The sequence below is a fragment of the Hyphomicrobium album genome, assembly GCF_009708035.1.
Classification (GTDB): Bacteria; Pseudomonadota; Alphaproteobacteria; order Rhizobiales; family Hyphomicrobiaceae; genus Hyphomicrobium_A; species Hyphomicrobium_A album.
Window position 1 is genome coordinate 485,401 of the sequence record NZ_WMBQ01000001.1, and the last position, 24,122, is coordinate 509,522.

General features: G+C 65.1%; 29 protein-coding genes. 14 read left to right on the top strand and 15 right to left on the bottom strand.

Translation table 11 applies throughout. The annotated features are described in order from the left end of the window. Positions 1-124: 124 nt before the first annotated feature. The 4 genes from GIW81_RS02315 to GIW81_RS02330 all read left to right on the top strand — a co-directional run bounded on the left by GIW81_RS02315 (position 125) and on the right by GIW81_RS02330 (position 4,085). Complete coding sequence (locus GIW81_RS02315) at positions 125-1,039, top strand: hypothetical protein (protein WP_154737729.1); 915 nt, start codon at positions 125-127, stop codon at positions 1,037-1,039. Positions 1,040-1,173: 134 nt separating this feature from the next. Next, the gene (locus tag GIW81_RS02320) at positions 1,174-2,112 is read left to right on the top strand and encodes a DUF817 domain-containing protein (protein ID WP_407658151.1); all 939 of its coding nucleotides are present in this window, start codon (positions 1,174-1,176) and stop codon (positions 2,110-2,112) included. A gap of 560 nt (positions 2,113-2,672) precedes the next feature. After that, positions 2,673-3,059: a response regulator gene (locus GIW81_RS02325; RefSeq protein ID WP_154737730.1), complete on the top strand. Its 387-nt coding sequence runs from the start codon at positions 2,673-2,675 to the stop codon at positions 3,057-3,059. A gap of 210 nt (positions 3,060-3,269) precedes the next feature. Next, a complete protein-coding gene (locus GIW81_RS02330; RefSeq protein ID WP_154737731.1) occupies positions 3,270-4,085 on the top strand; it encodes a quinoprotein dehydrogenase-associated SoxYZ-like carrier in 816 nt (271 codons plus the stop codon). A gap of 15 nt (positions 4,086-4,100) precedes the next feature. On the opposite strand, the gene GIW81_RS02335 is transcribed toward GIW81_RS02330, so the two are convergent. The 3 genes from GIW81_RS02335 to greA all read right to left on the bottom strand — a co-directional run bounded on the left by GIW81_RS02335 (position 4,101) and on the right by greA (position 6,305). Beyond that, complete coding sequence (locus GIW81_RS02335) at positions 4,101-4,433, bottom strand: HigA family addiction module antitoxin (RefSeq protein WP_154737732.1); 333 nt, start codon at positions 4,431-4,433, stop codon at positions 4,101-4,103. Positions 4,434-4,436: 3 nt separating this feature from the next. Continuing rightward, positions 4,437-4,712 (bottom strand): hypothetical protein, encoded by a 276-nt coding sequence (locus GIW81_RS02340; RefSeq protein WP_154737733.1) that lies wholly within the window; start codon positions 4,710-4,712, stop codon positions 4,437-4,439. 1,134 nt (positions 4,713-5,846) lie between these two features. Further along, entirely contained in the window at positions 5,847-6,305 is a 459-nt protein-coding gene (greA, locus tag GIW81_RS02345; protein ID WP_154737734.1) for a transcription elongation factor GreA, read from the bottom strand. Between the two features lie 129 nt (positions 6,306-6,434). Here greA and GIW81_RS02350 point away from each other — a divergent pair, with 129 nt between their 5' ends. From GIW81_RS02350 to GIW81_RS02360, 3 genes are all read left to right on the top strand, one after another. Continuing rightward, entirely contained in the window at positions 6,435-6,824 is a 390-nt protein-coding gene (locus tag GIW81_RS02350; RefSeq protein WP_195930317.1) for a hypothetical protein, read from the top strand. Positions 6,825-6,986: 162 nt separating this feature from the next. Further along, entirely contained in the window at positions 6,987-7,667 is a 681-nt protein-coding gene (locus GIW81_RS02355; RefSeq protein ID WP_154737735.1) for a CAP domain-containing protein, read from the top strand. A gap of 123 nt (positions 7,668-7,790) precedes the next feature. Then, entirely contained in the window at positions 7,791-8,498 is a 708-nt protein-coding gene (locus GIW81_RS02360) for a CAP domain-containing protein (protein ID WP_154737736.1), read from the top strand. Here GIW81_RS02360 and recO read toward each other — a convergent pair. The 4 genes from recO to GIW81_RS02380 are packed head-to-tail and all read right to left on the bottom strand — an operon-like array spanning position 8,495 to position 10,488. Next, the gene (gene recO, locus GIW81_RS02365) at positions 8,495-9,232 is read right to left on the bottom strand and encodes a DNA repair protein RecO (RefSeq protein WP_154737737.1); all 738 of its coding nucleotides are present in this window, start codon (positions 9,230-9,232) and stop codon (positions 8,495-8,497) included. The genes GIW81_RS02360 and recO overlap by 4 nt on opposite strands. Positions 9,233-9,241: 9 nt before the next feature. After that, positions 9,242-9,544: a membrane protein insertion efficiency factor YidD gene (gene yidD, locus GIW81_RS02370; RefSeq protein WP_154737738.1), complete on the bottom strand. Its 303-nt coding sequence runs from the start codon at positions 9,542-9,544 to the stop codon at positions 9,242-9,244. Continuing rightward, positions 9,541-10,005 (bottom strand): cupin domain-containing protein, encoded by a 465-nt coding sequence (locus tag GIW81_RS02375; RefSeq protein ID WP_154737739.1) that lies wholly within the window; start codon positions 10,003-10,005, stop codon positions 9,541-9,543. The genes yidD and GIW81_RS02375 overlap by 4 nt, the downstream gene beginning before the upstream one ends. Positions 10,006-10,020: 15 nt before the next feature. Continuing rightward, complete coding sequence (locus GIW81_RS02380; RefSeq protein ID WP_154737740.1) at positions 10,021-10,488, bottom strand: iron-sulfur cluster assembly scaffold protein; 468 nt, start codon at positions 10,486-10,488, stop codon at positions 10,021-10,023. A gap of 152 nt (positions 10,489-10,640) precedes the next feature. On the opposite strand from GIW81_RS02380, the gene folE reads away from it, so the two are divergent. The 3 genes from folE to GIW81_RS02395 all read left to right on the top strand — a co-directional run bounded on the left by folE (position 10,641) and on the right by GIW81_RS02395 (position 12,904). Continuing rightward, on the top strand, positions 10,641-11,261 hold the full coding sequence (gene folE, locus GIW81_RS02385) for a GTP cyclohydrolase I FolE (RefSeq protein WP_324614867.1): 621 nt from the start codon (positions 10,641-10,643) through the stop codon (positions 11,259-11,261). 24 nt (positions 11,262-11,285) lie between these two features. Then, positions 11,286-11,729, top strand: coding sequence for a phosphoribosyl-AMP cyclohydrolase (gene hisI, locus GIW81_RS02390; protein WP_154737741.1), 444 nt, complete (start codon positions 11,286-11,288; stop codon positions 11,727-11,729). Positions 11,730-11,956: 227 nt separating this feature from the next. Then, entirely contained in the window at positions 11,957-12,904 is a 948-nt protein-coding gene (locus GIW81_RS02395; protein WP_154737742.1) for a patatin-like phospholipase family protein, read from the top strand. Between the two features lie 30 nt (positions 12,905-12,934). On the opposite strand, the gene GIW81_RS02400 is transcribed toward GIW81_RS02395, so the two are convergent. Both GIW81_RS02400 and GIW81_RS02405 read right to left on the bottom strand, forming a co-directional pair. Further along, entirely contained in the window at positions 12,935-13,366 is a 432-nt protein-coding gene (locus GIW81_RS02400) for a CBS domain-containing protein (protein ID WP_154737743.1), read from the bottom strand. A 169-nt stretch (positions 13,367-13,535) separates the two neighbouring features. Next, positions 13,536-14,261, bottom strand: a complete 726-nt coding sequence (locus GIW81_RS02405) for a rhomboid family intramembrane serine protease (protein WP_324614868.1) — start codon at positions 14,259-14,261, stop codon at positions 13,536-13,538. 208 nt (positions 14,262-14,469) lie between these two features. On the opposite strand from GIW81_RS02405, the gene GIW81_RS02410 reads away from it, so the two are divergent. The 3 genes from GIW81_RS02410 to GIW81_RS02420 all read left to right on the top strand — a co-directional run bounded on the left by GIW81_RS02410 (position 14,470) and on the right by GIW81_RS02420 (position 16,753). Then, positions 14,470-15,117, top strand: a complete 648-nt coding sequence (locus GIW81_RS02410) for a PAS domain-containing protein (RefSeq protein WP_154737744.1) — start codon at positions 14,470-14,472, stop codon at positions 15,115-15,117. Between the two features lie 213 nt (positions 15,118-15,330). Next, positions 15,331-15,978 (top strand): PilZ domain-containing protein, encoded by a 648-nt coding sequence (locus tag GIW81_RS02415; RefSeq protein WP_154737745.1) that lies wholly within the window; start codon positions 15,331-15,333, stop codon positions 15,976-15,978. A 100-nt stretch (positions 15,979-16,078) separates the two neighbouring features. Beyond that, entirely contained in the window at positions 16,079-16,753 is a 675-nt protein-coding gene (locus GIW81_RS02420) for a transglutaminase-like cysteine peptidase (RefSeq protein ID WP_229309059.1), read from the top strand. A gap of 21 nt (positions 16,754-16,774) precedes the next feature. Here the strand turns inward: GIW81_RS02420 and GIW81_RS02425 are convergent, their stop codons facing one another. The 3 genes from GIW81_RS02425 to cysE are packed head-to-tail and all read right to left on the bottom strand — an operon-like array spanning position 16,775 to position 18,419. Continuing rightward, complete coding sequence (locus GIW81_RS02425) at positions 16,775-17,305, bottom strand: gamma carbonic anhydrase family protein (RefSeq protein WP_154737746.1); 531 nt, start codon at positions 17,303-17,305, stop codon at positions 16,775-16,777. A 6-nt stretch (positions 17,306-17,311) separates the two neighbouring features. After that, positions 17,312-17,533 (bottom strand): DUF3126 family protein, encoded by a 222-nt coding sequence (locus tag GIW81_RS02430; RefSeq protein WP_154737747.1) that lies wholly within the window; start codon positions 17,531-17,533, stop codon positions 17,312-17,314. A gap of 52 nt (positions 17,534-17,585) precedes the next feature. Next, positions 17,586-18,419 carry a serine O-acetyltransferase gene (gene cysE, locus GIW81_RS02435; protein WP_154737748.1) on the bottom strand — a complete coding sequence of 278 codons (834 nt, stop codon included), beginning with the start codon at positions 18,417-18,419 and terminating at the stop codon, positions 17,586-17,588. A 225-nt stretch (positions 18,420-18,644) separates the two neighbouring features. On the opposite strand from cysE, the gene GIW81_RS02440 reads away from it, so the two are divergent. Further along, complete coding sequence (locus tag GIW81_RS02440; protein ID WP_154737749.1) at positions 18,645-19,445, top strand: enoyl-CoA hydratase; 801 nt, start codon at positions 18,645-18,647, stop codon at positions 19,443-19,445. Here GIW81_RS02440 and acuI read toward each other — a convergent pair whose 3' ends face one another. The 3 genes from acuI to GIW81_RS02455 form a co-directional block, all read right to left on the bottom strand. Next, on the bottom strand, positions 19,446-20,429 hold the full coding sequence (gene acuI / locus GIW81_RS02445; RefSeq protein ID WP_154737750.1) for an acrylyl-CoA reductase (NADPH): 984 nt from the start codon (positions 20,427-20,429) through the stop codon (positions 19,446-19,448). A 533-nt stretch (positions 20,430-20,962) separates the two neighbouring features. Then, on the bottom strand, positions 20,963-23,665 hold the full coding sequence (gene metH / locus GIW81_RS02450) for a methionine synthase (protein ID WP_324614998.1): 2,703 nt from the start codon (positions 23,663-23,665) through the stop codon (positions 20,963-20,965). After that, a complete protein-coding gene (locus GIW81_RS02455; protein WP_154737752.1) occupies positions 23,662-24,087 on the bottom strand; it encodes an endonuclease domain-containing protein in 426 nt (141 codons plus the stop codon). The genes metH and GIW81_RS02455 overlap by 4 nt, the downstream gene beginning before the upstream one ends. Positions 24,088-24,122 lie beyond the last annotated feature (35 nt).

The window sequence follows — 24,122 nt, forward strand, 5'->3', positions numbered from 1 at the left end:
GATTCCGACTGATAGTGCAGCGCAGAAGTTTGCAAGCCCGCCGCGCGTGGTCCGCTTTTGGGTTGTGCAGACTTCCTAAGCCGCTATCTCTTGCCAACAAATGTCCCCCCACTCGGGTTTGCAAATGACGGACAATCCAGATTACGGGACCGCGCTCTTTCAACTCCTGGCGAAGGCCGAGGCTGGCGAGACCGCGCCGCTCGACGCCTACCTCGCCGCCGATCCGGCGCGCGCGGCGACGGCAGATCGCCAATATGTGCTGGTGGCTCGTAACCAGTTCGGCGCCGAGCGCGAAGGGCGCTGGTACGCCTACTCGGCGCAACCCGATCGCAACCCCTGGCCCGGCACATCGGCGCGGACAGCCCTTGTGCTCCTTCGGCGCGACCCGAGCGGCACGCTGTCGTGGCACGAATTCACCCTACCTGAGGGGACGTGGATCGATGCCATCTCCGCAAAGGGAAGCACCTTTATCATTCGCGCGGGCGGCGTCGACGTCACGACAACCGGCGATGAGCTTTTTCGAGTCATCGCCGATGGCGCGTTCGGACCGCCGGGATTTTCGAAAGCCGAAATCGCGCGGGGGTTAGACAAGCTCGTCGGTCGTGCCCCGCTGGACGTTGTGGGGCCGGCAGAGCCCGGCGCGATCCTGGGGAGCGCGCTGCCGCTCATCCTCGATGATCGAGTGCTCGGAACGTTCACGTTCAGACCGGAGCGGCCAGCGCACTACAACGAAACCAGCGAGTATGGACCGAGCTGTTCCCTCTTTGCCGATCCGTCAGGGAACTTCGCGCCGGCGCTCGCGCGCGCACGCGAGGTAATCCCCGGGCTCGCGGCACAGGTTGCATCGGGCGCACACCTCGTCCAGGAGGCCAATCCGGACTTCGGCAAGGCCGACGCCCCGCGGCTGGCCAGCGCAACATTTCGGCCCGACGGAATCGTGGAAATCACCATCGACGACGACGATGCAGGTTCCGTCTCCGCCGACCTCGAACTCGGAACCGATGGAAAGCTGCGCCTAATCGAGATCGACGACACTTAGCCGGCGGCGGGCCTTGGTGCCCGCCCTTTGCTGTCGGATAGCCCCGATCCTGCCGCCGCGGAGGCACGGCCGAACTTTCGGCACACTCGATCCGCAGTCTCGGCCGAACCAACGGCCTCCTGCCAGAGCATCCTTTGCCAGACACCACGATAGAGCGAAGCGGCGCATCCGCATGGCCCGTGCTGCGCCAGTTCGTGGCGGCGGAGTCGCACGTCGCCGCGCACATGAGCCGCCGCCCCGCGACGGCGGCAATCTACGAATTTCTCCGCTTCGGCATGAAGCAGGCATGGGCGTGCCTGTTCGGCGCGCTGATGCTGTCGCTGTTGCTTGGGACGTATTTCTTCTATCCGCACGACGCGGCATTGGCGCGCTACGACTTTCTCTTCCTCGCGGCGCTCTTCCTGCAGGTGTCGCTGCTCGGCTTCGGGCTGGAGACGATCGAGGAGGCCAAGGTCATCGCCGCCTACCACGTCGTCGGAACGGTGATGGAGATCTTCAAGACCTCGGCCGGCTCCTGGATCTATCCGGAGGAGAGCTTCTTCCGCATTGCCGGCGTGCCGCTGTTCTCCGGCTTCATGTACTCGTGTATCGGCAGCTATCTGTGCCGCGCGTGGACCCTCTTCCACTTCGAGTTCAGGGCGCATCCGCCGATCGCCTGGCTCGCCGCCCTGAGCGTCGCGATCTACGCCAATTTCTTTGCGCACCACTACCTGCCCGATGCGCGCTCGGTCCTATTCATTGCGGCTGGCGTCCTGTTCGCGCGCACGCGCGTCTACTTCGTCAACTGGCAAACCTACCGGTGGATGCCGCTGTTGCTGGGACTGTTGCTCGTGACGGCATTCATCTGGATCGCCGAGAACGTCGGGACGTTCACGCGGACGTGGCTCTATCCGAACCAGCGAAGTGTCTGGTCGCTGGTGAGCGCCGGCAAGTTCGGCTCTTGGTTCCTGCTGCTGATCATCAGCTACACCCTCGTCGCGCTGATCAAGCGGCCGGTCGAGCGCGCCACTCCTGCGCAATCGCCGGATGCCGATGCGGACCCGCTGGAAGCGCCACGCGTCGTCAATGCCTGACCGACATCGCGCCCGGCAGCGTCAGCGCCGCCTAGTGCAGGGCCGCCCTACTTGGGAATTACCTAATTTGAGCGAATGTGCGTTTTCGGACTTTCAGCGGAACCTATTGCCCAGGTGGGGCTTAGGCCTAACGAAAGGCGCCCCCTCCGATGCCAACTGAGCTTTCAAAATGGATTACGGATATCGGGGCCGAGATGAGGCTTCGCGCCAATATTGCGGCCCTCGATGCGCGCACCCAACGCATCAATGAGCTCTTGAAGCTCATCGCGGAACGCGAAGTTGCTACAGTCCGAGCAAACGGCCTCAGTCCACGCTGACGTACCCACCCACCACATATGCTCAAGCGGGCCCGCATTTGGGTCAGTCGTTGCAGCGCTTGTGGTACTGTCGCTTGGAACTGCGGGGTCCAAATGACCCGCTCCTGCGGTAGCGCGACCGCGTCGCGCACCCGAAGGTACCCACAATGCCCTGTCTATCTGGGCTCACGACCATCATCGTCGACTTTGGGGAAGCCGTTGGGGTGAAAGCCGGTGGCTCCCGACGCGTGGAGGCCTAATCCAATGTCAACCGACCGCTTAGACGCGCAGACGATCCTCGTCGTCGAGGACGAACCTTTCATTCTGCTCGAAATCCAGCGGATACTTGAGGAAGTAGGCGCGCGTGTGCTGGCGGCGCGGTCGGTCCAGGAGGCGCTGGCTCTGCTGGCCGCGGAGCCGATCACTGCTTCGATCCTCGATTACCGGCTGCAGGGCGGGACGGCCGATGACTTGTGTCACCAATTGACGGCGCGGAAAATTCCGTTCGTCATTTACAGTGGCTATACCAACGTCGAGGGCGAGTGCAACAAATGGGAGATCGTGTCCAAGCCGGCCGATCCCCAGCTGCTGGTGACGCGCGTGCTGAGCGTGCTCGTGGCCAGCGCGCTCCCCGGGCCTCAATGCCCGTAGCTGGGTCAGCTTTGCTCTCTTCAACCCCAGGCAACGCGCCGGCGGGGCCGTAACGTCTTGGCCCGACGTTCGTTTTCGGTCACGCGTTGCATCGACCGCACCGCCCGCTGCGAAAGCGCACCGCCAATCCCATCCTCCGTGTTCGGGCCATTGTGGCAATTCCCGCGGGAAGGCATACTCCCCGCGCATAGAAGAACGAGGAATCGCCTCATGCGCCGCGCCGTCCCGATGCTCGCCGTTGCCGTCGCCGTGAGCCTATCCAGCCTCGCGGCTGCGCCGCAGGCCAAAGCCGGCAAGGCGTGGGACGAGATCCGCGCCGGAGTATTCGCCGGTCGCACCATCGAGCCCGCCGGTGACGCGGTCGTCCTCACCGCTCCCTTCCGCCCGCTCGACCAGCGCGCCGTGCCCATCGAGGTCGAGGCCAAGTTCGCCGACGGCCGCAGCGTCCGCGCCGTCACCCTGATCGTCGACGAGAACCCCTCGCCCGTCGCCGCGCGCTTCGACATCGGCGGCACGCGCGAGCACTTCCACCTGGCCACCAAGCTGCGCCTCAACGCCGGAACGGACGTGCGCGCCATCGTCGAGGCGTCCGACGGCAAGCTCTACATGGCCGAGCGCTTCGTGCGCTTCGCCGGCGGCCAGGCGGCCTGCTCGGCACCGCCCTCGGGCAGCCCGGAGCAGATCGCCGCCAGCATGGGCAAGATGAGCCTCGAGCCGCTGTCGAAGCAGGCGGAGGCGACGCAAATCGAGCCGCGCGCCCGCCTCAAGGTCATGCACCCCAACCACACCGGCATGGTGCTCGACCAGCTGACGCTGCTCTACGTGCCGCTGCGCATCATCACCGACCTGGAGGTACGCCAGGGCGAGGAGCGCGTGTTCGCCATGCAGGGCTCGATGACCATGGCGCAGGACCCGGTGATCGACTTCGACTACCGCACCAACGGCGCGGAGACGCTGTCGATCAGCGCGCGCGATTCCGGCGGCGGCGCCTGGCAGCGCACCTTCCCCATCGGCCAAGGCAGCTAGCCTCTGAATCGCTCCCTATTTCGCGAATAGCTCATCCTCAGACTTCGGTTTCCGGACGACCGTGAGCTTCTTTAGCTCCGCGCCGATCTTCAAGTGAGCGTTATAGAGGTCGACGTCACGCTGTAGATTTAGCCAGAACTCCGGCGTCGTGCTTGTAGCGTGTGCCAAGCGTAGGGCCATTTCTGCCGTCACCGCCCTTCGCCCGTTCATGACTTGGTTGATGGAAAATCGCGAGACGCCAATCGCTTCAGCCAACTCCTCCTGCGTAATGTTGGTGTCGCGAAGAATTCTCGTGCGCAACACGTGTCCAGGTGAAATTGGCGGCGCTAGCCTGCCGCGATTTGACATGCCTTAGCTCCCGATTTTCAAACGCTCCAGTAGCAGTGAATGCGCTCCTGAGAGGTCGTCCCAGACGAACGTCACGAACCAGCGCCCCTCGGCGTGCAGTCCAAAACGTGCAACCTTCAGCCGGTGAATCCGCCCGATAACACCCACGTCTTGCAGGCTGCGCGCCGCAATTAGCAAATGCATGACCTCGTGAGCCGCCACGCACACCTTGCCGGTCAGCTTTTGATGGAAGCGCGTGAGGTAAACCTGTTCTGTCCGTAAATCGAGAAACTGAGCCATTGCCATCTCCAATTGTAGGTCCAAATCTGCGCTGCAAACTGCATGCAGGTTCAGACGGAGGTGGCGTTCCGCTCAGGATGGCGAATGTCCGAATTTGGACGCTCGTCGAAGGCGCGCAGGTATGCCCCTTAGCTCGTCGGGGGCGCAGCGATACGGTGGATAACCCAAGGACCCCTTCGCGCAATTTATCGCGAAGCAAACCGCAGAACTTTGAGGCGGATAAGACCGACCCAACGCTGGAGAACTCTTCGATCGTCCTCTGCCAAATGCGTCGGAGGGCACGTTGAGAGACGTCGTAAACCGCGTCATCATCCCAGGAAATGGCGTTCGCCGCTCGGATGCCTTGCCAAACGTCAGATTCTAGAACCTCCCATCGAGCATCGACGCACTCGAGGAAGCGCCAAAAATGGCGCTGGGAGTCCAGCCTCTTGGCTTTGACGTACTTTTCGAGCTGAACGGCGACTAGTTGGCTTGCAAATTCTGGAACAACTTGGCGGCCATCGGCTCGCCACGCGTATACGTAGTCGCCTTCTGTCGGTGGCCTGTCACTTTCGCAGTTGGGGCCACCCCTGTCATCACAGACCAGCGAAGTATCGCAGTCTTGGAACAACGACGCGGCAAATTCGGTCAGCTCCGAGCGCGCGCATGAGGTAAGCGAGCTCGACGACGTCAGCGCTTCCAGCGAGGCGAGCACGCTGCGCGACGTCAGCCCTCCCAGCGCCGTGATCGAGTCCAACGACGTCAGCGCTTCCAGCGAGGTGAGGTAGCTGGGGGTCGTCGGCACTTCCGGCGTGGAGAGCAAGCCCGACGACGTCAGCGCTTCAAGCGAGGTGAGCACGCTGCGCGACGTCAGCCCTCCCAGCGCCGTGATCGAGTTCAACGACGTCAGCGCTTCCAGCGAGGTGAGGTAGCTCGGCGATGTCGCCTCGATCAACGACGAAAGAGTAGAGAGTTCTTCGGCGCTTTCGCAACGTACTGCAGAGGTCTTCCCATCCGAGAATGCTTGGGATTCATCGAGCGCCTGAAGCTTGTTTTGCCCACTTGCCATGTGGCTCGGTGTAAACAACGGCATAACACACGTCAAGCACTCGATTTGTGGTGCATCTACATGCCCGGAATTGTACTGGAGGCGGATTACTCTATCTCCGTGATCTCGGCGTCGGTGCCGGCGACCTTGACAGTGTCGCCCACCGCCTTGCCGACGAGCGACCGGGCCAGGGGCGATACGAAGGAGACCGAGCCCTTCGCCGGGTCGGCCTCGTCCTCGCCGACGATGCGATACGTCTGCCGCCGGCCGTCCTCGCGCTCGATGGTCACCGTGGAGCCGAAGTGCACGTGGTCGCCGTCCGCCGGCACGCGCACCAACTCCGCCGTGCCGAGCCGCGTGCTCCAGTAGCGCAGCTCGCGCGCCGTCGCCGCCATCGCCTCGCGATCGCCCTCGGCCTGCGCTGCCGCATGTGCCGCGTCATAGCGCGCCACCTCGGCCTCGATGTGCTTGAGGCCAGCGGGCGTCACGAGGTTTGCGTGCTCGGAGATCAGGCGCTCCGGCAGCTCCTCGACACTCTCCTGCTCCTTCACGAAGGCGCGGCTCATGGGCGGACCTTTTGGGTGAGATCAGCGGCAGATATGCCGCCGCACTCCTCAATATAGGGTTGCGGACAGGCGCCCGGTATAGGCGCGACGCGCATTGTTGAACCGCCGCGGCGCGCTTACATTCGCCCGGTGCAGCAGAGACCCACCATTATCGCCAGCCTGACCAGTTTCGAAAAGCGCCATCACAAGGTGGCGCCGCGCCTGGTGTTCGCCGAGCGGCTGGCCCGGGCCATCGGCCTGTGGCTGGCGCTGACCGCGTTCGGCTTGGCCATCGGCATCGCCGGCTACGCCCACTTCGAGGGCATGAACCTCACCGATGCCTTCCTCAACGCCTCGATGATCCTGTCCGGCATGGGACCGGCGGCCGAGCTGAAGACGGAAGCCGGCAAGGTGTTCGCCGGCTGCTACGCGATCTTCTCCGGGCTCATCATCGTCATCGCCACCGGCTTCGTGCTGGCGCCGATTTTCCATCGCGTGCTGCACAAGTTTCACGTCGAAGCGCGCGACGGCGACGACTAGTGTGATGATCGGGAAATTCGCCATCATGCGTCGCGAAGGGCCGAGCGAATTTCTCGATCTGAATCACACTAGCCAATCGATGATCTCAGTGCCCCTCCTAATTCCGAAGTTCGCTCCAGGTCCCGGCAGCAAACTCCGGCGAACTTCGGAATTGGGGCACTGATGCCCGCGCTCCCCGATCTGCCGGCGGCGGAAGCCGCCATCATCGAAATGACCAACGCCTTCCGGGCGCAGAACAAGCTCGCGCCGGTGCGGCAGAACCCGCAGCTCACCGCCGCGGCGCGCGCCTACGCCACGACGCTCACCGGCTATCGGGCGCTGTCGCACACTGCCGATGGGACCACGCCGTCCGATCGCGTCGCGTCCGCCGGCTATCGCTACTGCCAGGTGGGCGAGAACCTCGCGACGATCCTCGACACGCGCGGCTTCACCGCCGGCGAGTACGCCAAGCGCGCGGTGCAAGGGTGGGAGGACTCGCCCGGCCACCGCAAGAACATGCTGCTGCCGTTCGTCACCGAGACGGGCGTCGGTGTGGTGCGCAGCTCGCCCACAGAGCCGCAGTACATCGCCGTGCAGCTGTTCGCCCGTCCCGAGGCGACGAAGTACTCGTTCAAGATCATGAACCGGGCGGAGCGCGCGGTCTCCTACACCTTCAGCGGCAAGGACAACGCCATCGCCCCGCGCGAGATCATCACCCACACGGCGTGTCTGCCGGGAACGATAGCGTTCGCGACCGGGGCGAAGCCGGCGGTCGCCGCCCGCTATGAGGCGGCCGACGGACAGCTCTATACCCTCAAATCCTCCGCCTCCGGCATTGCCGTCGAGGTCGGCGGCAAGCGCTGAAAGCTACTCGGCAAGCCCCGGCGGAGCACGGATTATTCACCGCGCACTCGGCTTGCCCTGGCGCCGCTCTCTGTTTCCGGGGAGACTGACGGCGTTGCTCCCTGTGCCTCTGGTGGCGCACGCATGCCGATCACCGCCGACATCCCCGCCGCCGAAGTGGCCATCGTCGAAATGACGAATGCCTTCCGCAAGAAGCATAACTTAGCGACGGTGCGTCCCAACCCGAAGCTCGCCGAGGCGGCGCGCGCCTATGCCGAAACTCTCGCCGAAGGGCGGGAGCTGTCGCACACGTTGGGCGAGACGACGCCGGCCACGCGGGCGCAGAGGTCGGGCTACGCCTACTGCCAGATCGCCGAGAACCTGGCGATGGCCGACTACCGCGGCGGGTTTTCCTCGCAGGATTTCGCCCGGCGCACGATGCAAGGATGGGAGGGATCGCCCGGCCACTTGCGCAACCTGATGCTGCCGCACCTGGCCGACATCGGCGTCGCCGTGGTGCGCGCCTCGCCCGACGATCAGCGCTACATCGCCGTGCAGCTGTTCGGGCGCCCGCGCACGCAGCGCTACGCCTTCAAGGTGGAGAACGTCGGCAGCAAGTCGGTCGCCTACGAATTCGCCGGCAAGCGCTACGACCTGGCGCGCGAACAGTACATGACCCACACGCCGTGCATGCCGGGCACGATCGACATCGTCGGCGGCGGCAAAGGCAAAGCCGCCGGACGCTACGAGGCACGCGACGGGCAGGTCTATTCCGTCAAGGCGGGACCCGATGGCGTGACCGTGGAGGTGGCGCCCGACCCACGCCGCGCCGAGGCGGCGCCTGCCGACTAGGCAGCTGCAGCCGCGCGCCGCACGATCAGATCCTTCATCCGCACGCGCGCCGCGGGCATGGCGTCGCCGCGCGGGATCAGCACCCGCGTCTCGAGGAAATGGCCGGTGAGCGCCAGTCCGTCGATGACGTCGGCGCTGGTCGCCGCTCCTTGTCGACCTTTCAACAGGAAGCCCGGCAGGCGCAGCAGCCGGTCCTTGTACTCGTCGCCCGCCGAGGCCGACACGGCCCGCCCCGACTTCGGCGATACGTAGATCAGATTGTCGTTGGCCCCGGTCGCCGCACACGCCACGAGATCGAGCCCGAAGCCCAGCTCTTCGAGCAGGGCAAGCTCCCAGCGGACCATCAGTGCCGGCCACACCTCGGGCTCGTCGAGATAGCCGAGCACGAACAGCGCCACCTCGAACAGCGCCGCGTGCGGGTCGCGCTCCGGCAGCAGCCGCGACAGCGCGCACAGCGACGACAGTCCGGCGAGCGCGAGCGGGTCCTCCATCGCCTGCGCCGCATAACCCTTGCGCAGCTCGACCGTCACATGCCCCAGCTGCTCGGCGAGCCGCGCCTTCCAGGTCGCGTCGACATGGTTGCCCGTCTGCAGGACCGGGCGCATGCGGCGCGAGCGGCCACCGTGCACGAGGCCCAGGTGGCGTCCGTGGGCGCGCGTGAATATTTCCGCGACCGCGGCGGTCTCGCCGTAGGCCTTCACCGATAGGATGATGCCCTCATCGGACCACTGCATCGCGTCTCGCTATCGCCCCTCGCCGGCTCGCGGCGCGTCCCAGCGCCAGCGGCCATACCGCCAGGGCGCCAGAGGATGCCGCTCGCCCCGGATATCGGGCACGGGGTCATGCCCCCGCGTACCGTACGGGTGGCAGCGCGACAAGCGGGAGATGGTGAGCCACAGCCCGCGCCAGGCACCGTTCTGGTCGATCGCCGCCAGCGCGTACTCCGAGCAGGTCGGCAGGTGCCGGCAATTCCAGCCGACGTAGGGTTTGAGCGTCCAGCGGTAGAGGTGGATTGGTGCCTTCAGCAGCCTGCCCGCAACGCTCATTCGTAAGGCTCGCCCGACGTGCGCACGAAGCCAGCCCGGCCATCGCGCCTTTGAAAGCGCAGGTCGACGTCGGGGTAGACGACGTCCTCCACCGGCGAGCGCGTTCCGATCTCGAGATAGGTCGCCGGCTCGCTCGAGCGGTTGACGAGATGGTGTGCGTTGGGCTCGCCGGCCGGGAACGTCGCCGCCATCCCCCGCCCCAGCACGTCCTCGCCGGCATCGGTGATCAACGTGACCTCGCCGTCAAGCACGAAGACGCACTCGTCCTCGTACCTGTGCCAGTGGCGCAGCGCCGACATGGCCCCCGGCTCCAGCGTCGTGAGGTTCACACCGAATTGGGTGAGGCCGCCGGCATCCCCCAAGGCGCGTTTGATGCGCTTGTCGAAGCCTGCCGCGAACTCAGCCGGATAGATGGTCTTGCGCCGCCCCGGGAGGTTCAAGGGATCGCGGATAATCGCCATGACTGCCCCACAGTCTCAGGCGCTGGCAGCGTCGGCGCGCGCCCCGGCCCGTTTCGCCTCGATCTCGTCGACAGCGCGCTCCAGCGCGTCGAACACCAGCATCACCGATCCATGCCGCGCCTTGTAGTGGCGCACCGGCTCGAGGATCTCAAGCTCAGCAAAGCGGCCTTGCGGGGGCGCCCCGTTCTCCTTCAGCATGCGGCGCATGGCGACTGCGGCGTCCCGCAGCTCGGCCACGGTTGCACCCACTATGTTGGCCCCGACGATCGCGCATGCCGCCTGGCCCAGCAGGCACGCCTTCACCGTCTGCCCGTAGTCGCTCACCCGGCCGTCGCGCATGCACACGTCGATGGTCACCGTCGACCCGCACAGCTTCGAATGGGCGGTAATGGTCGCGTCTGGGGCCGGCAGCCGCTCGGAATGCGGAATATGTGCCGCCAGCTCCAGGAGCTTCGAGTTGTAGATCTCGTTGAGATCGGCCATTTGTCGCCTGTGTGCGGTGGCTGGGTTGACGCCCTCGGCCTTCCCAAGCAAGGCGCGGGTGCCGATAATATAGGCGACCCGGGCGCCTCGCACATCCCGCCCGGTCTGCCGCACAGCCGCAACCGGCGACAATCGTAAGCAGGAGAGCCCTCGTGACCGACATTCCGGGCCTCAAACTCAAAAAGGCACCACGCCTCGCGCCGACGCGCGAAGAGGCCGAGGACGCCGTGCGCACCCTGCTCGCCTGGGCCGGCGACGACCCGGAACGCTCCGGGCTCGCCAATACGCCCAAGCGGGTGGTCGAGGCGTTCGAGGAACGGTTCGGCGGCTACCGGGAGGACGCGGCGTCCGAGCTCGCCCGCACCTTCGAGGATGTCTCGGGCTATTCCGACATGATCCTCCTACGCGACGTGCGGCTCGAGAGCCACTGCGAGCACCACATCGCGCCCTTCACCGGGCTCGCCCACGTCGCCTATCTGCCCAACAAGCGGGTGGTCGGGTTGTCGAAGCTCGCCCGCGTGGTCGACATTTTTGCCCGCCGGTTGCAGGTGCAGGAATCGCTCACGGCTCAGATCGGCGAGACCATCCAGCAGAGCCTGGCGCCGTTGGGCGTCGCGGTGATGATCCGCGCCGTCCACCAGTGCATGACCCTGCGGGCCGTCAATCAGCCCGGCGCGATCATGGAGACGACCCACTTCACCGGCGTGTTCGCCGACGACGAGAGCTGGCGCCGACGCTTCCTCGACGCCGTACGCGAGCGCCCCGGCGCCTAGCGCGCTTCACTCAGCAGGTTCTGTATGGCTCCGACGAAGACCTACGCCTTTCGCTCGCCCGGCTCCAAGGCCGAGGTCGAGAGCGGTCTCGACTTCCGACCCAAATTCGACGCCGACGGACTCATCCCGGCGATCGTCACCGACGCGCGCTCGGGCGAAGTGTTGATGTTTGCTTTCATGAACGCCGAGGCGCTGGGCCTCAGCATGGAGACCGGCATCGTCCATTTCTGGAGCCGCTCCCGCGCCGCGCTCTGGAAGAAGGGCGGCGAAAGCGGCAACGTATTTAAGATTGTCGAAATGCGCACCGACTGCGACCAGGACGTCATCTGGTTGCGTGTCACAGTCGAGGGCGACGGGCATGCGTGTCACACGGGGCGGCGCAGTTGCTTTTACCGGCTCGTTCCCGTCCAGGGCGCGGCTGGCGAGACGTCACAATTGACGCTCGCGCCCGATACTGACGACGCCTGAAACGAGTCCTAATCGCATTGCGAACGTTTCGTCGCTGCAGTGCGTTTGTGCATGCCGCAGTGCGAGACCAGTTGCGTCATAGCGCAAGGTTAATCTTGGCCACCTATATTGGTAGCGTATGCTTCGACTTGCGGTGGTGTGCTGAGTCGCCGCGCATGGCACCAAATGCACATCCAGGCGTTAAGCAAGCAAACGGGGTCGGACGGAACACCAGCACAGGTGAGGACATGGCCAAGGCGAAGATCGGTTTGGCGTTGGGTGGCGGCGCGGCGCGCGGCTGGGCCCATATCGGTGTCCTGAAGGCGCTCGACGAGGCGGGTATCAAGCCGGACATCATCGCCGGAACGTCGATCGGTGCTGTCGTCGGCGCCTGCCACGCAGCCGGTCACCTCGATGCTCTGGAAGAATTCGCCCGTGAGCTGACGCGCCGCCGCATCTTCGGCTATCTCGATTTCAATTTCGCCGGCACGGCCCTTATCAACGGCCAGCGCCTGTGCGAACGCCTCGAGCGTCAACTGGGCGAGTTGCACATCGAGGAACTCGATCGCCACTTCACCGCCGTCGCCACCGAGCTCGGCTCAGGGCACGAGATCTGGTTGTCACGCGGGCGTCTCGCCGATGCCGTGCGGGCCTCCTACGCGCTTCCCGGCATTTTCCGCCCCGTCAAGATCAACGGCCGCTGGCTGTTCGACGGCGCGCTCGTCAATCCCATCCCGGTATCCGTCTGCCGTGCGCACGGCGCGCGCTACGTGATCGCCGTCAACTTGAACTTCGACATCTGCGGTCGCGGCACGATTGTCCCGCATCTCGAGCCCGATATGGAGGCCGAGGAGCAGCCGGAGCCCGCCGGCAAGAACGGCAGCGGCATGCGCAGTCTTCTGAAGCGACAGCTCCTGGGCAAGAGCGAAGCGACACCCGGCATATCCACCGTGATGGTGGAGGCCTTCAACATCGTGCAGGATCGCATCGCGCGCTCGCGCCTCGCCGGCGACCCGCCCGATGCGATGATCAATCTGCGTCTGTCGGATATAGGGCTGTTCGACTTCCACCGCGCCGACGAGCTGATCCGTCGTGGCGAGGAGGCGACCAAGCGGCACCTCGCGGAAATGCAGCGCGAGATCGATGCGCGCCGGATTGCACCGGGCGCGCATACGGGTGTGCCGACGCTGGCCTGAGGTCTAACGAGACTTAGTGACTAGGGGCTGTCAGCCAGTGACGAAGTAGCCGCGCATGGCGGTCACTTCCATCTCCACTTCGGCGATGTGGTTCTTCACGACGTCGCCGATGGAGATGATCCCGACCAGCGCTCCATCCTCGATGACCGGAACGTGACGGAAGCGGCCCTGGGTCATCACTTCCATGAGCTCGTCCAGCGTCGAGGTCTCCTGGCAGGAGATGACGTTGGCGGTCATGCTCTGGGAAACGGGCTCGGACAGCACCGCGGGGCCACGCTCGCCGAGCTTGCGGATCACGTCGCGCTCCGAGACGATACCCACCACCTCGCCGTTGTCGCCGACAATGACGATGGCGCCGATCTTTTTCTGCGCGAGCTTGCTGGCGATCTCCAGGAGCGTCACGTCCGGGCGCGCCGTCGCTACCGCCCGCCCCTTCGCCTTCAAGATCTGCCCAATATTCATTTTGCATCTCCTCCCACTGCGCTCTGACAGCCGAAGTCCGGAAACGTCAAACCCCTGCGTACAGATCCCGAGGTTGCCGTCCCGGCAGTCGACGCAAAGTCATCTGCCTTTGGCCGCGGTGAGGCGGCGAGAGTCATCGTGCTGCAATCACGCCGTTGACGCAAGACGCTCAATGCAATCGGGCAGTTCCGGATGGATTGTCTGTTTGCGGTGCATCAAAAAATCCGAACGTCAAAAGACCGGCGAAATAGCCACCGATGTGCGCCTCCCAGGCAATGCCACTCGTTCCCACGCTTCCCAGGCCGAAAACCGCTAAGATATTGGCGAAGAGAAACACGATCGTGACGAGCACGACCCGCTGATCGGTGAGCGCCGTGGTGAGTGGCATCAGCGGCGCCGAGCGCGGATCTTCCCGCAGTGCGGCAAGACCGCGCCCGTCCACTGCAGTGAATAGGAATCGCATCGTCGCGCCCATTAGGCCGGAGATCGCACCCGATGCGCCGACCATCGGCACCATCTGACCCTGATTGAAAAGCAGGAACGTCGCGGCGCCGACGACCGCGCAAAGCGCAAACAGCGCGAGGAAGCGCACCGTTCCGACGCGATTGGCGACCGCTCCGCCGAAGGCGAGGAGCCAAGCGCCGTTGAGACCCAGATGCAGCCAATCCCCGTGCACAAGCGTGTGCGTGAGAAATGACGTCACCGTAGCGACGTCTCCTCCCGGGAGCTCCGCGGCGAACCCGGAGTAGCGCGTCGGGATGAACGCCAGGGCCAACGTCAGCCAGATGTCCCAATCCTGCGACAGCCCCATCCGCACGAGGTGAACGGCCACCATCGCGCCGAGCACCGCGAGCACGCTGCCCGGCACGTTGAACATTGGCTCATGTCGGCTCACTGGGACCTCGTCACTGCCTCGCACGCAAGGCGGGCAGAGTTAACGGGAGCTGTCCGCCCCAGCAAGTCCCGCCTCCGTCACGATCCGTCAATGCTGGCACGGATGCTGCTCCTGAAGAGCCACAGCCGGATCAACGGACCGATTTTGTCCCGATCCGGGACGACCATTTAAAGGGCCCCGACGGGGCGTGGCTCTAACTGGCTGGCACATGGATCTGAAACACAAGACCTGTCAGGTGCTCCTGGCCTATTGGAACAAGGTCCGTGGCGACCGAGCGACGCCGCGCCGGTTCGAGATCGAGCCGGCGAGGATCTCCTCGATCTTGCCGTCGACTTTCATCCTCGAGCGCATCGATACCGATACCTATCGCTACCGCCTCGCCGGCACGAGCGTATGCGACATCTACGGTAGCGAACTCCGGGGCACGAACTTCCTTGACGGTTGGTCGGCATCCGACCGCCTGGCCCTCGTTCGCCACATGGCGGCCCTCTCCAAGCAGGGCGCCATCGAAACCATTCACATGGAAGCGGCGGCCACGGCACGCCCCTCGACACCCTTCGAGGTGCTGTTGCTCCCTCTGAAGCATACAGCCGACGACATCGACCGCGTGCTGGGTGCGCTCGTGCCCCTCGATCCACCCCACTGGCTCGGCGAGCTGCCGCTCGCCACCAAGCGCATCATTGCACACGAGCTGGTTTGGCCCGCCGGCGCTCCGAGCTTCGCGTCCGGCGACCGAGTGCGCGGTGACATCCCGGTGCTTCTCGCCTCCGGCCACGCCCGCGTGGTTCGCTCCGAACGCCGCCAGTTCCGCGTGTTCGAGGGTGGCCTCGGCAGAAGCGACCTCGAGAAGTCCTGACCGCCCGTTCCAAGCTGCATCTCCAACTACCGAATTTTTGAAGCGGATCATCGGCACGCATGCCGATCGATACAGAAATGACGCGGCAATTAGCCGTTCGTTAAGCCCCCCCCCTGCATAGTCAGAAGCGGAACAGAGCCTTCAGCGTACGCGTTTTGGCCTGGCTCGCGGATAGCGGGACCGCCCGTTGGCGGCCTAATCGCAGGGACGGCTATGTCAACGAGTACGGATGCATATCGGCCCACCGAACTGGCCGATGCCGCATATGAGGGGCAGAACAAGCGCCGCTACCCGCGTTACGCTCTGAGCCTCCCTGGCCGCTTCATGCGCGCCGACAAGCTCGATCACCCCTCTCGCCTCATCGACATCTCGGTTGAAAGCGCCGCCATGACGACGCCTGTCCCGTTGCATGTCGGCGAGAAACTAATCGTCTACCTTATGCATCTAGGTGGCATCGAGGGGACGGTCATTCGTCTGTTCCCCGGCAGCTTCGCCATGATGATCAGCGGCACGCAGCGCAAGCGGGACAAGCTTGCCTTGCAGATACCGCGGCTGGCGGCGCAATCCGAAATTCCCGAGAGCGAGGAGCGCGAGTATCCGCGCGTCACCGCGGACGAAGCCGCCCTGCTCGTTCTGCCGGACGGGAGCACCATGGTCTGCCCGCTGCACGACCTCTCGATGTCGGGCGCGGCAATCGTCACTCCGGCGCGACCGCCGCTCGGCGCCGAGGTGATGGTCGACAAGCGGCGCGCGACAGTCGTGCGCCACCACGAGCGCGGTATCGCGGTGGAATTCTTTAACGAGGGTTTGCGCGCTGCCGGCGAGTTCGGCGCGGCCTTAAGACCTGCGCCACGAAGATGAAGGAACGGCGAGTTTTTCGCTTCAAATCCGGGGACGTTGTTTCAGCGTAATTCGAGTTCTGTCGGGTAGCTTGAGAGGAAGAGTAACGGGGTTTTCGGCCATGCAGCGGGTCCACTACAGCGCACTTATCGTTATCGCCGGCATGCTTGCTTCGACGCCAGTGTGCGCCCAGGGCGTGTCCAACATTGAGAAGCCCGATAAGGCCGAACGCTCATCCGCGCAGGGCTCGAGCTTCATGCGCATCTTTGGTCCCGCGCAGCCGCCGCATGGGTTCGTGCGCTTCTGCGAGGCCAATCAGTCCGAATGCATGAGCGATCACGGCCAGGAGAGCCGTTTCGACGCTAGCGCCGAGCGCCTCAAGGAGCTCGACGACATCAATCGCACCGTGAACAAGGACGTCGCTCCGGCGACCGACCTCGAAGTCTACGGCGTCAACGAGTACTGGACGCTGCCGCGCACCCGCGGCGATTGCGAGGATTACGCCCTGCAGAAGCGCCACAACCTAATTTCCAAGGGCTGGCCGGTCAGCGCACTGCTGATGACCGTCGTGCGCGACGAGAAAGGCGAGGGCCACGCCGTCCTCACCGCCCGCACCGTGCAGGGCGACTTCATCCTCGACAACAAGATCGAGGACGTGCGCATGTGGAACAAGACGCCCTACCAGTTCGTGATGCGCCAGTCGTATCTGAACCCGAAGGTTTGGGTCGCCCTCGACACTCGCCAGGGCCCGCTCGCGACCGCCCTGTCGGGTCTCGAGAACCAGAGCGCCGAGTAAGGCATCTACCCCGCAGGCGGCTCACGCCTGCGGCTTCATTCCCGCGGCGAAGCGCTTCCAGTTTTTCACGTAGCGGCCGGCTGCCCCGCCGAAGCGCTTGACGTCCTCATCGGAAAGCTGGCGAACGATCTTCCCCGGCGAACCGAGCACCATCGAGCGCGGCGGGATCTCCTTGCCCTCGGCGATCAGTGTATTGGCGCCGATTAGGCATTCCTCGCCGATGTTCGCGCCGTTGAGGATGATCGAGCCGATGCCGATCAGGCTGCCCCGGCCGATCGTGCAGCCATGCAGCATCACCATGTGGCCGATGGTGCAGTCCTCGCCGACGGTGAGCGGAAAGCCCGGGTCGGTGTGCATCACGCACCCTTCCTGCACGTTCGAGCGCGCACCGACGCGAATGGGCTCGTTGTCGCCGCGCAGCACGCTGCCGAACCACACGCTCGCCTCGTCCTCGAGGATCACCTGGCCGATGAGCACCGCGGTCGGCGCGACCCAGTAGCGGCCCTCGCCCGGCGTCTCGACGGCGACGCCGTCCAGCTCATAGAGCGGCATGCGCGATCACACCGGCTCGAGGTCGACGTCGAGGATCGCCATCTGGAACTGGTAGGATGTCTCGCCCTCGTCCTCCTCGCGGAACAGGACCGCGATGAACTCGCCGTTGACGAAGACTTCGGCGCTGTCCTTCTTCTTCGGGCGGGCGCGCACCTCCAGCGAGGGCGTGCCGAACGTCTTGCGCAGATACGCCTGCAGGCGAGCAACTTCCTTGGGGTCCACGAGCATCTCCTTGGGCAGCAGCCGGTGGCCGCCGCGGTTGTTGGCTATCAGGCTTTTTTCACAGGCCGCCGAAATCGTCGACCCAGGTCTGTTCCATTTCGAGCGCGGGCTCGGCGCAGCCGGCGGAGCCGACGATCTTCGCCGGGACGCCCGCCACGGTCACGTGCGCCGGCACGGCCGCCAGCACGACGCTGCCGGCAGCCACGCGCGAGCCGTCGCCGACGGTGATGTTGCCGAGCACCTTGGCGCCCGCGCCGATGAGCACGCTCTCGCCGATCTTCGGATGCCGGTCGCCCGTTTCCTTGCCGCTGCCGCCGAGCGTCACGCCATGCAGGAACGAGCAGTTGTTGCCGACAACCGCCGTCTCGCCGACGACGATGCCGGTCGCGTGGTCGAGCATGATCCCCTGGCCGAACTTGGCGGCTGGGTGGATGTCGACGTTGAAGGTGCGCGACGACTGGCTCTGCAGGAACAGCGCGAAGTCGCGCCGGCCGTCGTGCCACAGCGCGTTGGCGAAGCGATGCGTCACGAGGGCGTGGAAGCCTTTGAAGTAGAGCAGCGGGTCGATATAGCGGTTGCACGCCGGGTCGCGATCGAACACGGCGGCGAGATCGGCGCGGAAGATGCCGCCGAGCTCAGGGCGCTTTTCGAGCACGCCTTGAAACGTCTGATTGATGAGCACGCCGTCGACCTCGGAGTGCGCGAGGCGCTGGGCGAGCCGATGGCAGATGGCGTCCTCCAGCCGATCGTGGCTGAGCAAGGTTGCATAGATGAAGCTGCCGAGCGCCGGCTCGGCGGTCATCGCGCTTGCCGCCTCGCGGCGGATCTCCGACCAAATGGGATCGTAGGCCTGGACTTTGCCGTCGGCCGCCGTCCGCGTCTTGGTTGCCATTGTCGAACTCCCCGCGCGTCAGGCGCGTACCGCTCAGCCGGTCCGCATTCCGGCTCAGATGGGCGTACAAATATGCCGTGGCGGCGTCAACGCCCTCCACCTCCATAACTTTTTTCAAGCGGCTGTCCCAGGGGTCGCACGTCATTTCGCTTGAGACGACCTGCCCGATTGCGGCCGAATGGCGTTCGCTGCTCTATAAGCCGCGAGCGCAGAGAAGGAATTTCCATGCAGGGTATGCCGTCAGACACACCGGAGCTGCGCCTGGAGCGCGACGGCGACATCGGCTTCGTCATCGCCAGCAATCCCACCCGCATGAACGCCTTCACCGCCGGCATGTGGAAGGCCGTGCCGGAGGTGCTGGCGGCAGCCGAGGCAGACCCGGATATCCGCGTGATCGTGTTGCGTGGCGCCGGCTCCCGTGCCTTCTCAGCCGGTGCCGATATCTCGGAATTCGATAGCGCCCGCGCCGGCGACGCTGCGGCAGCCTACGACGCCTTGAACGACGCGGCCTTTCACGCGCTGAGCGGCTGCACCAAGCCGACGATCTCGATGATCCACGGCTTCTGCCTCGGGGGCGGGCTCGCCATCGCCCTGTGCACCGACATCCGCATCGCCGACGAGGCGGCCGAATTCGCCATCCCCGCCGCCAAGCTCGGGCTCGGCTACAATGCGCGGTGGGTGCGGCCCCTGCTCGCCGCCGTCCCGCCGGCCCGGGCAAAGGAGATGCTGTTCACGGGACGGCGCTTCAAAGTTGCAGAGGCGCTCGCCATGGGCCTCGTCAATACTGTGGTGACGGCTGAGGCGCTGGAGCAGACGACGCGGTCTCTCGCTGGCGACATTGCCGCCAACGCGCCGCTCACCGTGCGTGCCGCCAAACGCACCATCGATGAGCTGACGCGCAACCCGCAGACGCCAGACATCGCGGCGCTCGACGCGGCGGTCGAAGCCTGCTTCGCGAGCGAGGATTACGCGGAAGGACGCCTGGCCTTCAAAGAGAAGCGCAAACCGCGCTTCAAGGGCCGCTAACTACTCGACCTCGAGCACGACGCGCCCGCGCACCTTGCCCGCGAGAATTTCCGGCGCCAGGGCGGTCACGTCCAGAAGCGGCCGCGTTTCCGTCATCGCCGCGAGCTTGCCGCGGTCGAGGTCGGTTGCGAGCCTCGCCCATGCCCGCACGCGCTTCGATTTCGGCGCCATGACGCTGTCGATCCCGGCAAGTGTGATGCCGCGCAGGATGAACGGCGCGACCGACATCGGCAGGTCGAGACCTTGCGCGAGGCCAGTCGCGGCGACGCAGCCGCCGTATTGAGTCATGGCGAGAACGTTGGCGAGCGTGTGCGATCCGGCAACGTCGATCGCCCCGGCCCAGCGCTCCTTGCCCAGCGCGCCGCGCGCCGACGACAGCTCGGCCCGGTCGATGACCTCCGTCGCCCCGAGCCCATGCAGATAGTCCGCCTCACCGCTGCGACCGGTGGAGGCAATGACCCGAAAGCCGAGCTTCGCTAGCAGCGCGATCGCGACGCTGCCGACTCCGCCCGCCGCGCCGGTGACGAGCACCGGTCCCTTGTCGGGAGTGACGCCGTGATCCTCGAGCGCCAGAACCGCAAGCATGGCCGTGTAACCCGCCGTACCGATGGCCATCGCCTCGGCGCTCGTGAACACGGGTGGCCGCTTGACCAACCAATCACCGGGCACACGCGCGCGCTCGGCGTACCCGCCCGGGTGCCGCTCGCCGCAACCCCAGCCGTTGAGGATAACGCCATCGCCGGCGGCGAGCTCCGCGTTCGACGAGGCCAAGACCGATCCGGCGAAATCGATGCCCGGCACCAGCGGTAGACGCATGCCCGGAAGGCGACCCGTCAGCGCCAGGCCGTCCTTGTAGTTGATCGTCGAGTGCGTGACCCGGACAGTCACGTCGCCGTCGCCTAGCGCAGCCTCGTTCATTGGCTGCCACGAGGCCGCGACTCCACCCTCGGCGCGCGTGAGAAGCAGTGCGTTGTAGCCACTCATCTGCAATTCTCCGCGAACGCCAACAATGTTGTCTCGCAGTGCAGCAGATGCGCCCGCCGGCGCGCAACCCCGACTTAGTGATGCATTTCGGCTGATCGCGCCCCGCGTCTTTAGCCGAGATCACCCTCATCCGGGCGCGGCGGACACACCCCGTGTGTCCCGACCGCTAGGGTGACGCGGACCCGCCGTCGCTGCACGCGCTTCCGGTTCCCGCATTTGCGAAAAATATTTCGCTTGGCAACCGGTTGGGCAGACACATACCGTTCTGGCTCCGGCACGCGGCAAACAAGCGTGCAACATGACGAGCCGCCAGCATAAGGCGACCGCATATTGGAGGCGACAATGGAACTGATGGTCCGGCTGAACGTCCTTGCCGCGCTACTGTCTTTCGGCCTCATCGCAGCTATCGTGATTGGCGTCGTATAGACGGCTTGCCCGCTGCAAGGCCACGCGTCTTCAACTCGCTCAATTCGAGACGCCCAAGGAAACCAGGCGCAGAGAGACCGCTCTCTGCGCCTTTTGCTTTTCCGGTATCAGGCGGCGGCTTCGCGCAGCGTGCGCGGATCGTAGTTGAGCACGGGGGCGAGCCAGCGCTCCGCCTCCTCAAGCGTCCAGCCCTTGCGCGCGGCATAGTCCGCGGCCTGGTCACGCTCGACCTTGCCCACTCCGAAATAGTGGCTCTCGGGATGCGCGAAATAGAAGCCGGAGACGGCCGCGCCCGGCCACATGGCATAGCTCTCGGTCAGCTCGATGCCGGCTGACTTGTGCACGTCCATCAGCTTCCAGAGCGTCGCCTTCTCGGTGTGATCGGGCTGAGCCGGATAACCCGGCGCCGGTCGGATGCCCCGATACTTCTCGAGGATGAGATCGTCGTTGGAGAGCGTCTCGTCCGACGCATAGCCCCAGAACTCCCGCCGCACACGCGCGTGCAAGCGCTCCGCAAAGGCCTCCGCGAGTCGATCGCACAGCGCCTTGCAGAGGATGCGGCTGTAGTCGTCCGTCACCTTGATGTGCTTCTGGATCGCTTCCTCCTCGCCCAGGCCCGAGGTGACGGCAAAGCCACCGACGTAGTCGGCTAGCCCTGTCTCCTTCGGCGCGACGAAGTCGGCGAGCGCGGTGTGCGCGCGATCGCGCGAAGGATCACGGGCGATCTGCTGCCGCAGCGTGAAGAGCGTCGCGAGTTGCTGCTTGCGCGTTTCATCGGTGTAGAGCGCGATGTCGTCACCCACCGCATTCGCCGGCCAGAAGCCGATGACGGCGGAGGCACGCACCCACTTCTCAGCCACGATGCGCTTCAGCATGTCTTGCGCGTCGTTGAACAGCTTCTGCGCTTCCGCGCCGACCTTGTTGTCCTTGAGGATTGCCGGGTAGCGGCCGACCAGCTCCCACGTCTGGAAGAAGGGTGTCCAGTCGATATACGGCACCAGCTCGGCGAGCGGGTAGTCGGTGAATGCCTTCGCGCCGAGAAAAGTGGGCTTCGGCGGCGTGTAGCTCGACCAGTCGATCTTGAACTTGTTGGCGCGCGCCGCTGTCAGCGGGATGCGCTTCTTCGAAGCCTCGTTGCGCACGTGCGCCTCGCGCACCTTGACGTACTCGGCGCGGATTTCGCCCACGTAGTTGGGACGCTCCGTGTCGGAGAGCAGCTTGGAGACGACGCCGACGGCACGGCTGGCGTCGAGCACGTAGATCGCCTGGCCCTTCTCGTAGTTGGGGCTGATCTTCACTGCCGTGTGCACGCGCGAGGTGGTCGCGCCGCCGATGAGCAGCGGGCAGACGAAGCCCTCGCGCTCCATCTCGGCGGCGACGAAGCACATTTCATCGAGCGACGGGGTAATGAGGCCCGACAGACCGATGATGTCGGCCTTCACGCGCTTGGCCGTCTCGAGGATCTTCGCCGCCGGCACCATGACGCCGAGGTCGATCACCTCGTAGTTGTTGCACTGGAGGACGACGCCGACGATGTTCTTGCCGATGTCGTGCACGTCGCCTTTGACGGTCGCCATGACGACTTTGCCGGCGGCCGGCATCGCTTCGAGACCAGAAAGCTTCTTCTCTTCCTCGAGGTAGGGTTGCAGGTAGGCGACGGCCTGCTTCATGACGCGGGCCGACTTCACCACCTGCGGCAGGAACATCTTGCCGGCGCCGAACAGGTCGCCGACGACGTTCATGCCCGCCATCAGTGGACCTTCGATCACGTGCAGCGGCTTCGCCGCCTGCTGGCGGGCCTCTTCGGTGTCCTGCTCGATGAAGTCGGTGATGCCGTGCACCAGCGAATGCGTCAGCCGCTCCTGCACGGGTGCTTCGCGCCAGGAAAGATCCTTCTCTTTTGCCTTGGCGCCGCTGCCGTCACCCTTGAACTTCGCCGCCGCTTCGAGCAACCGGTCGGTGGCGTCAGGCCGCTTATTGAGAACGACGTCCTCGCACAATTCGCGCAGCTCCGCGGGGATGTCGTCGTAGAGCGCCAGCTGCCCGGCGTTGACGATGCCCATGTCCATGCCGGCCTGGATGGCATGGTAGAGGAACACCGAGTGCATCGCCTCGCGCACCGGCTCGTTGCCGCGGAAGGCGAACGACAGGTTCGACACACCGCCCGAGATGTGCACCAGCGGCATCTTCTCCTTGATGCGCCGCGCCGCCTCGATGAAGGCCAGCCCGTAGCCGTTGTGCTCCTCGATGCCCGTGGCGACGGCAAAGATATTGGGATCGAAGATGATGTCTTCCGGCGGAAAGCCGACCTCTTCGGTGAGGATCTTGTAGGCGCGCTCGCAGATGGCGACTTTGCGGTCGGCGGTGTCGGCCTGGCCTTGCTCGTCGAACGCCATGACGACGACGGCGGCGCCGTAGCGCAACACCTTCTTGGCGTGGTCGAGGAACTGCTCCTCGCCTTCCTTGAGCGAGATCGAGTTGACGATCGGCTTGCCCTGCACGCACTTGAGGCCTGCCTCGATGACGCTCCACTTCGAGCTATCGATCATCACCGGCACGCGCGAGATGTCGGGTTCGGAGGCGATGAGGTTGAGAAACGTCTGCATCGCCTTCTCGGAGTCGAGCAGGCCCTCGTCCATGTTGATGTCGAGGATTTGCGCGCCGTTCTCGACCTGGCTGCGCGCCACGGCGAGCGCGGCGGGGTAGTCGTTGGCTTCGATCAGCTTTCTGAACTTGGCGGACCCGGTGACGTTGGTCCGCTCGCCGACGTTGATGAAGGCTTGCGCCGCATTTCCCGTTGTCATTTCTATTCGCCACCCTTTTCGCCCGCCGCACCATAGCCTCTCCCCTTGGGGAGAGGCCGGCGCGCAGCGCCGGGTGAGGGGGCGGGTCGTTGCCCCAGCTCAAGGAAGATCGCTTCCAGCGACCCCTCCAGATTGTCCGTCACGTCGGCGTTGGTCAGCCTCAGCACACGCAGGCCCTCCGACTCCAGAAACGCGGTTCTCTCCGCGTCGCCGACTTGCTTATCCTCCAGGTGCTGGAAGCCATCCACCTCGATGACCAATGCCGCATCGGCGCAGTAGAAATCGAGGATGTATCGGCCGCGTGGCACTTGGCGTTTGAACTTCCATCCCGCGAGCCGCCGACCGCGCAGCTCTGCCCATAGCCGCTCCTCCGCAATTGTCTCGCGGCGGCGAAGGGTGCGAGCAAGACCGGTGAGACGCTGACGCATCGGTTCACGCTCAACAGAGCCCCCTCACCCTTACC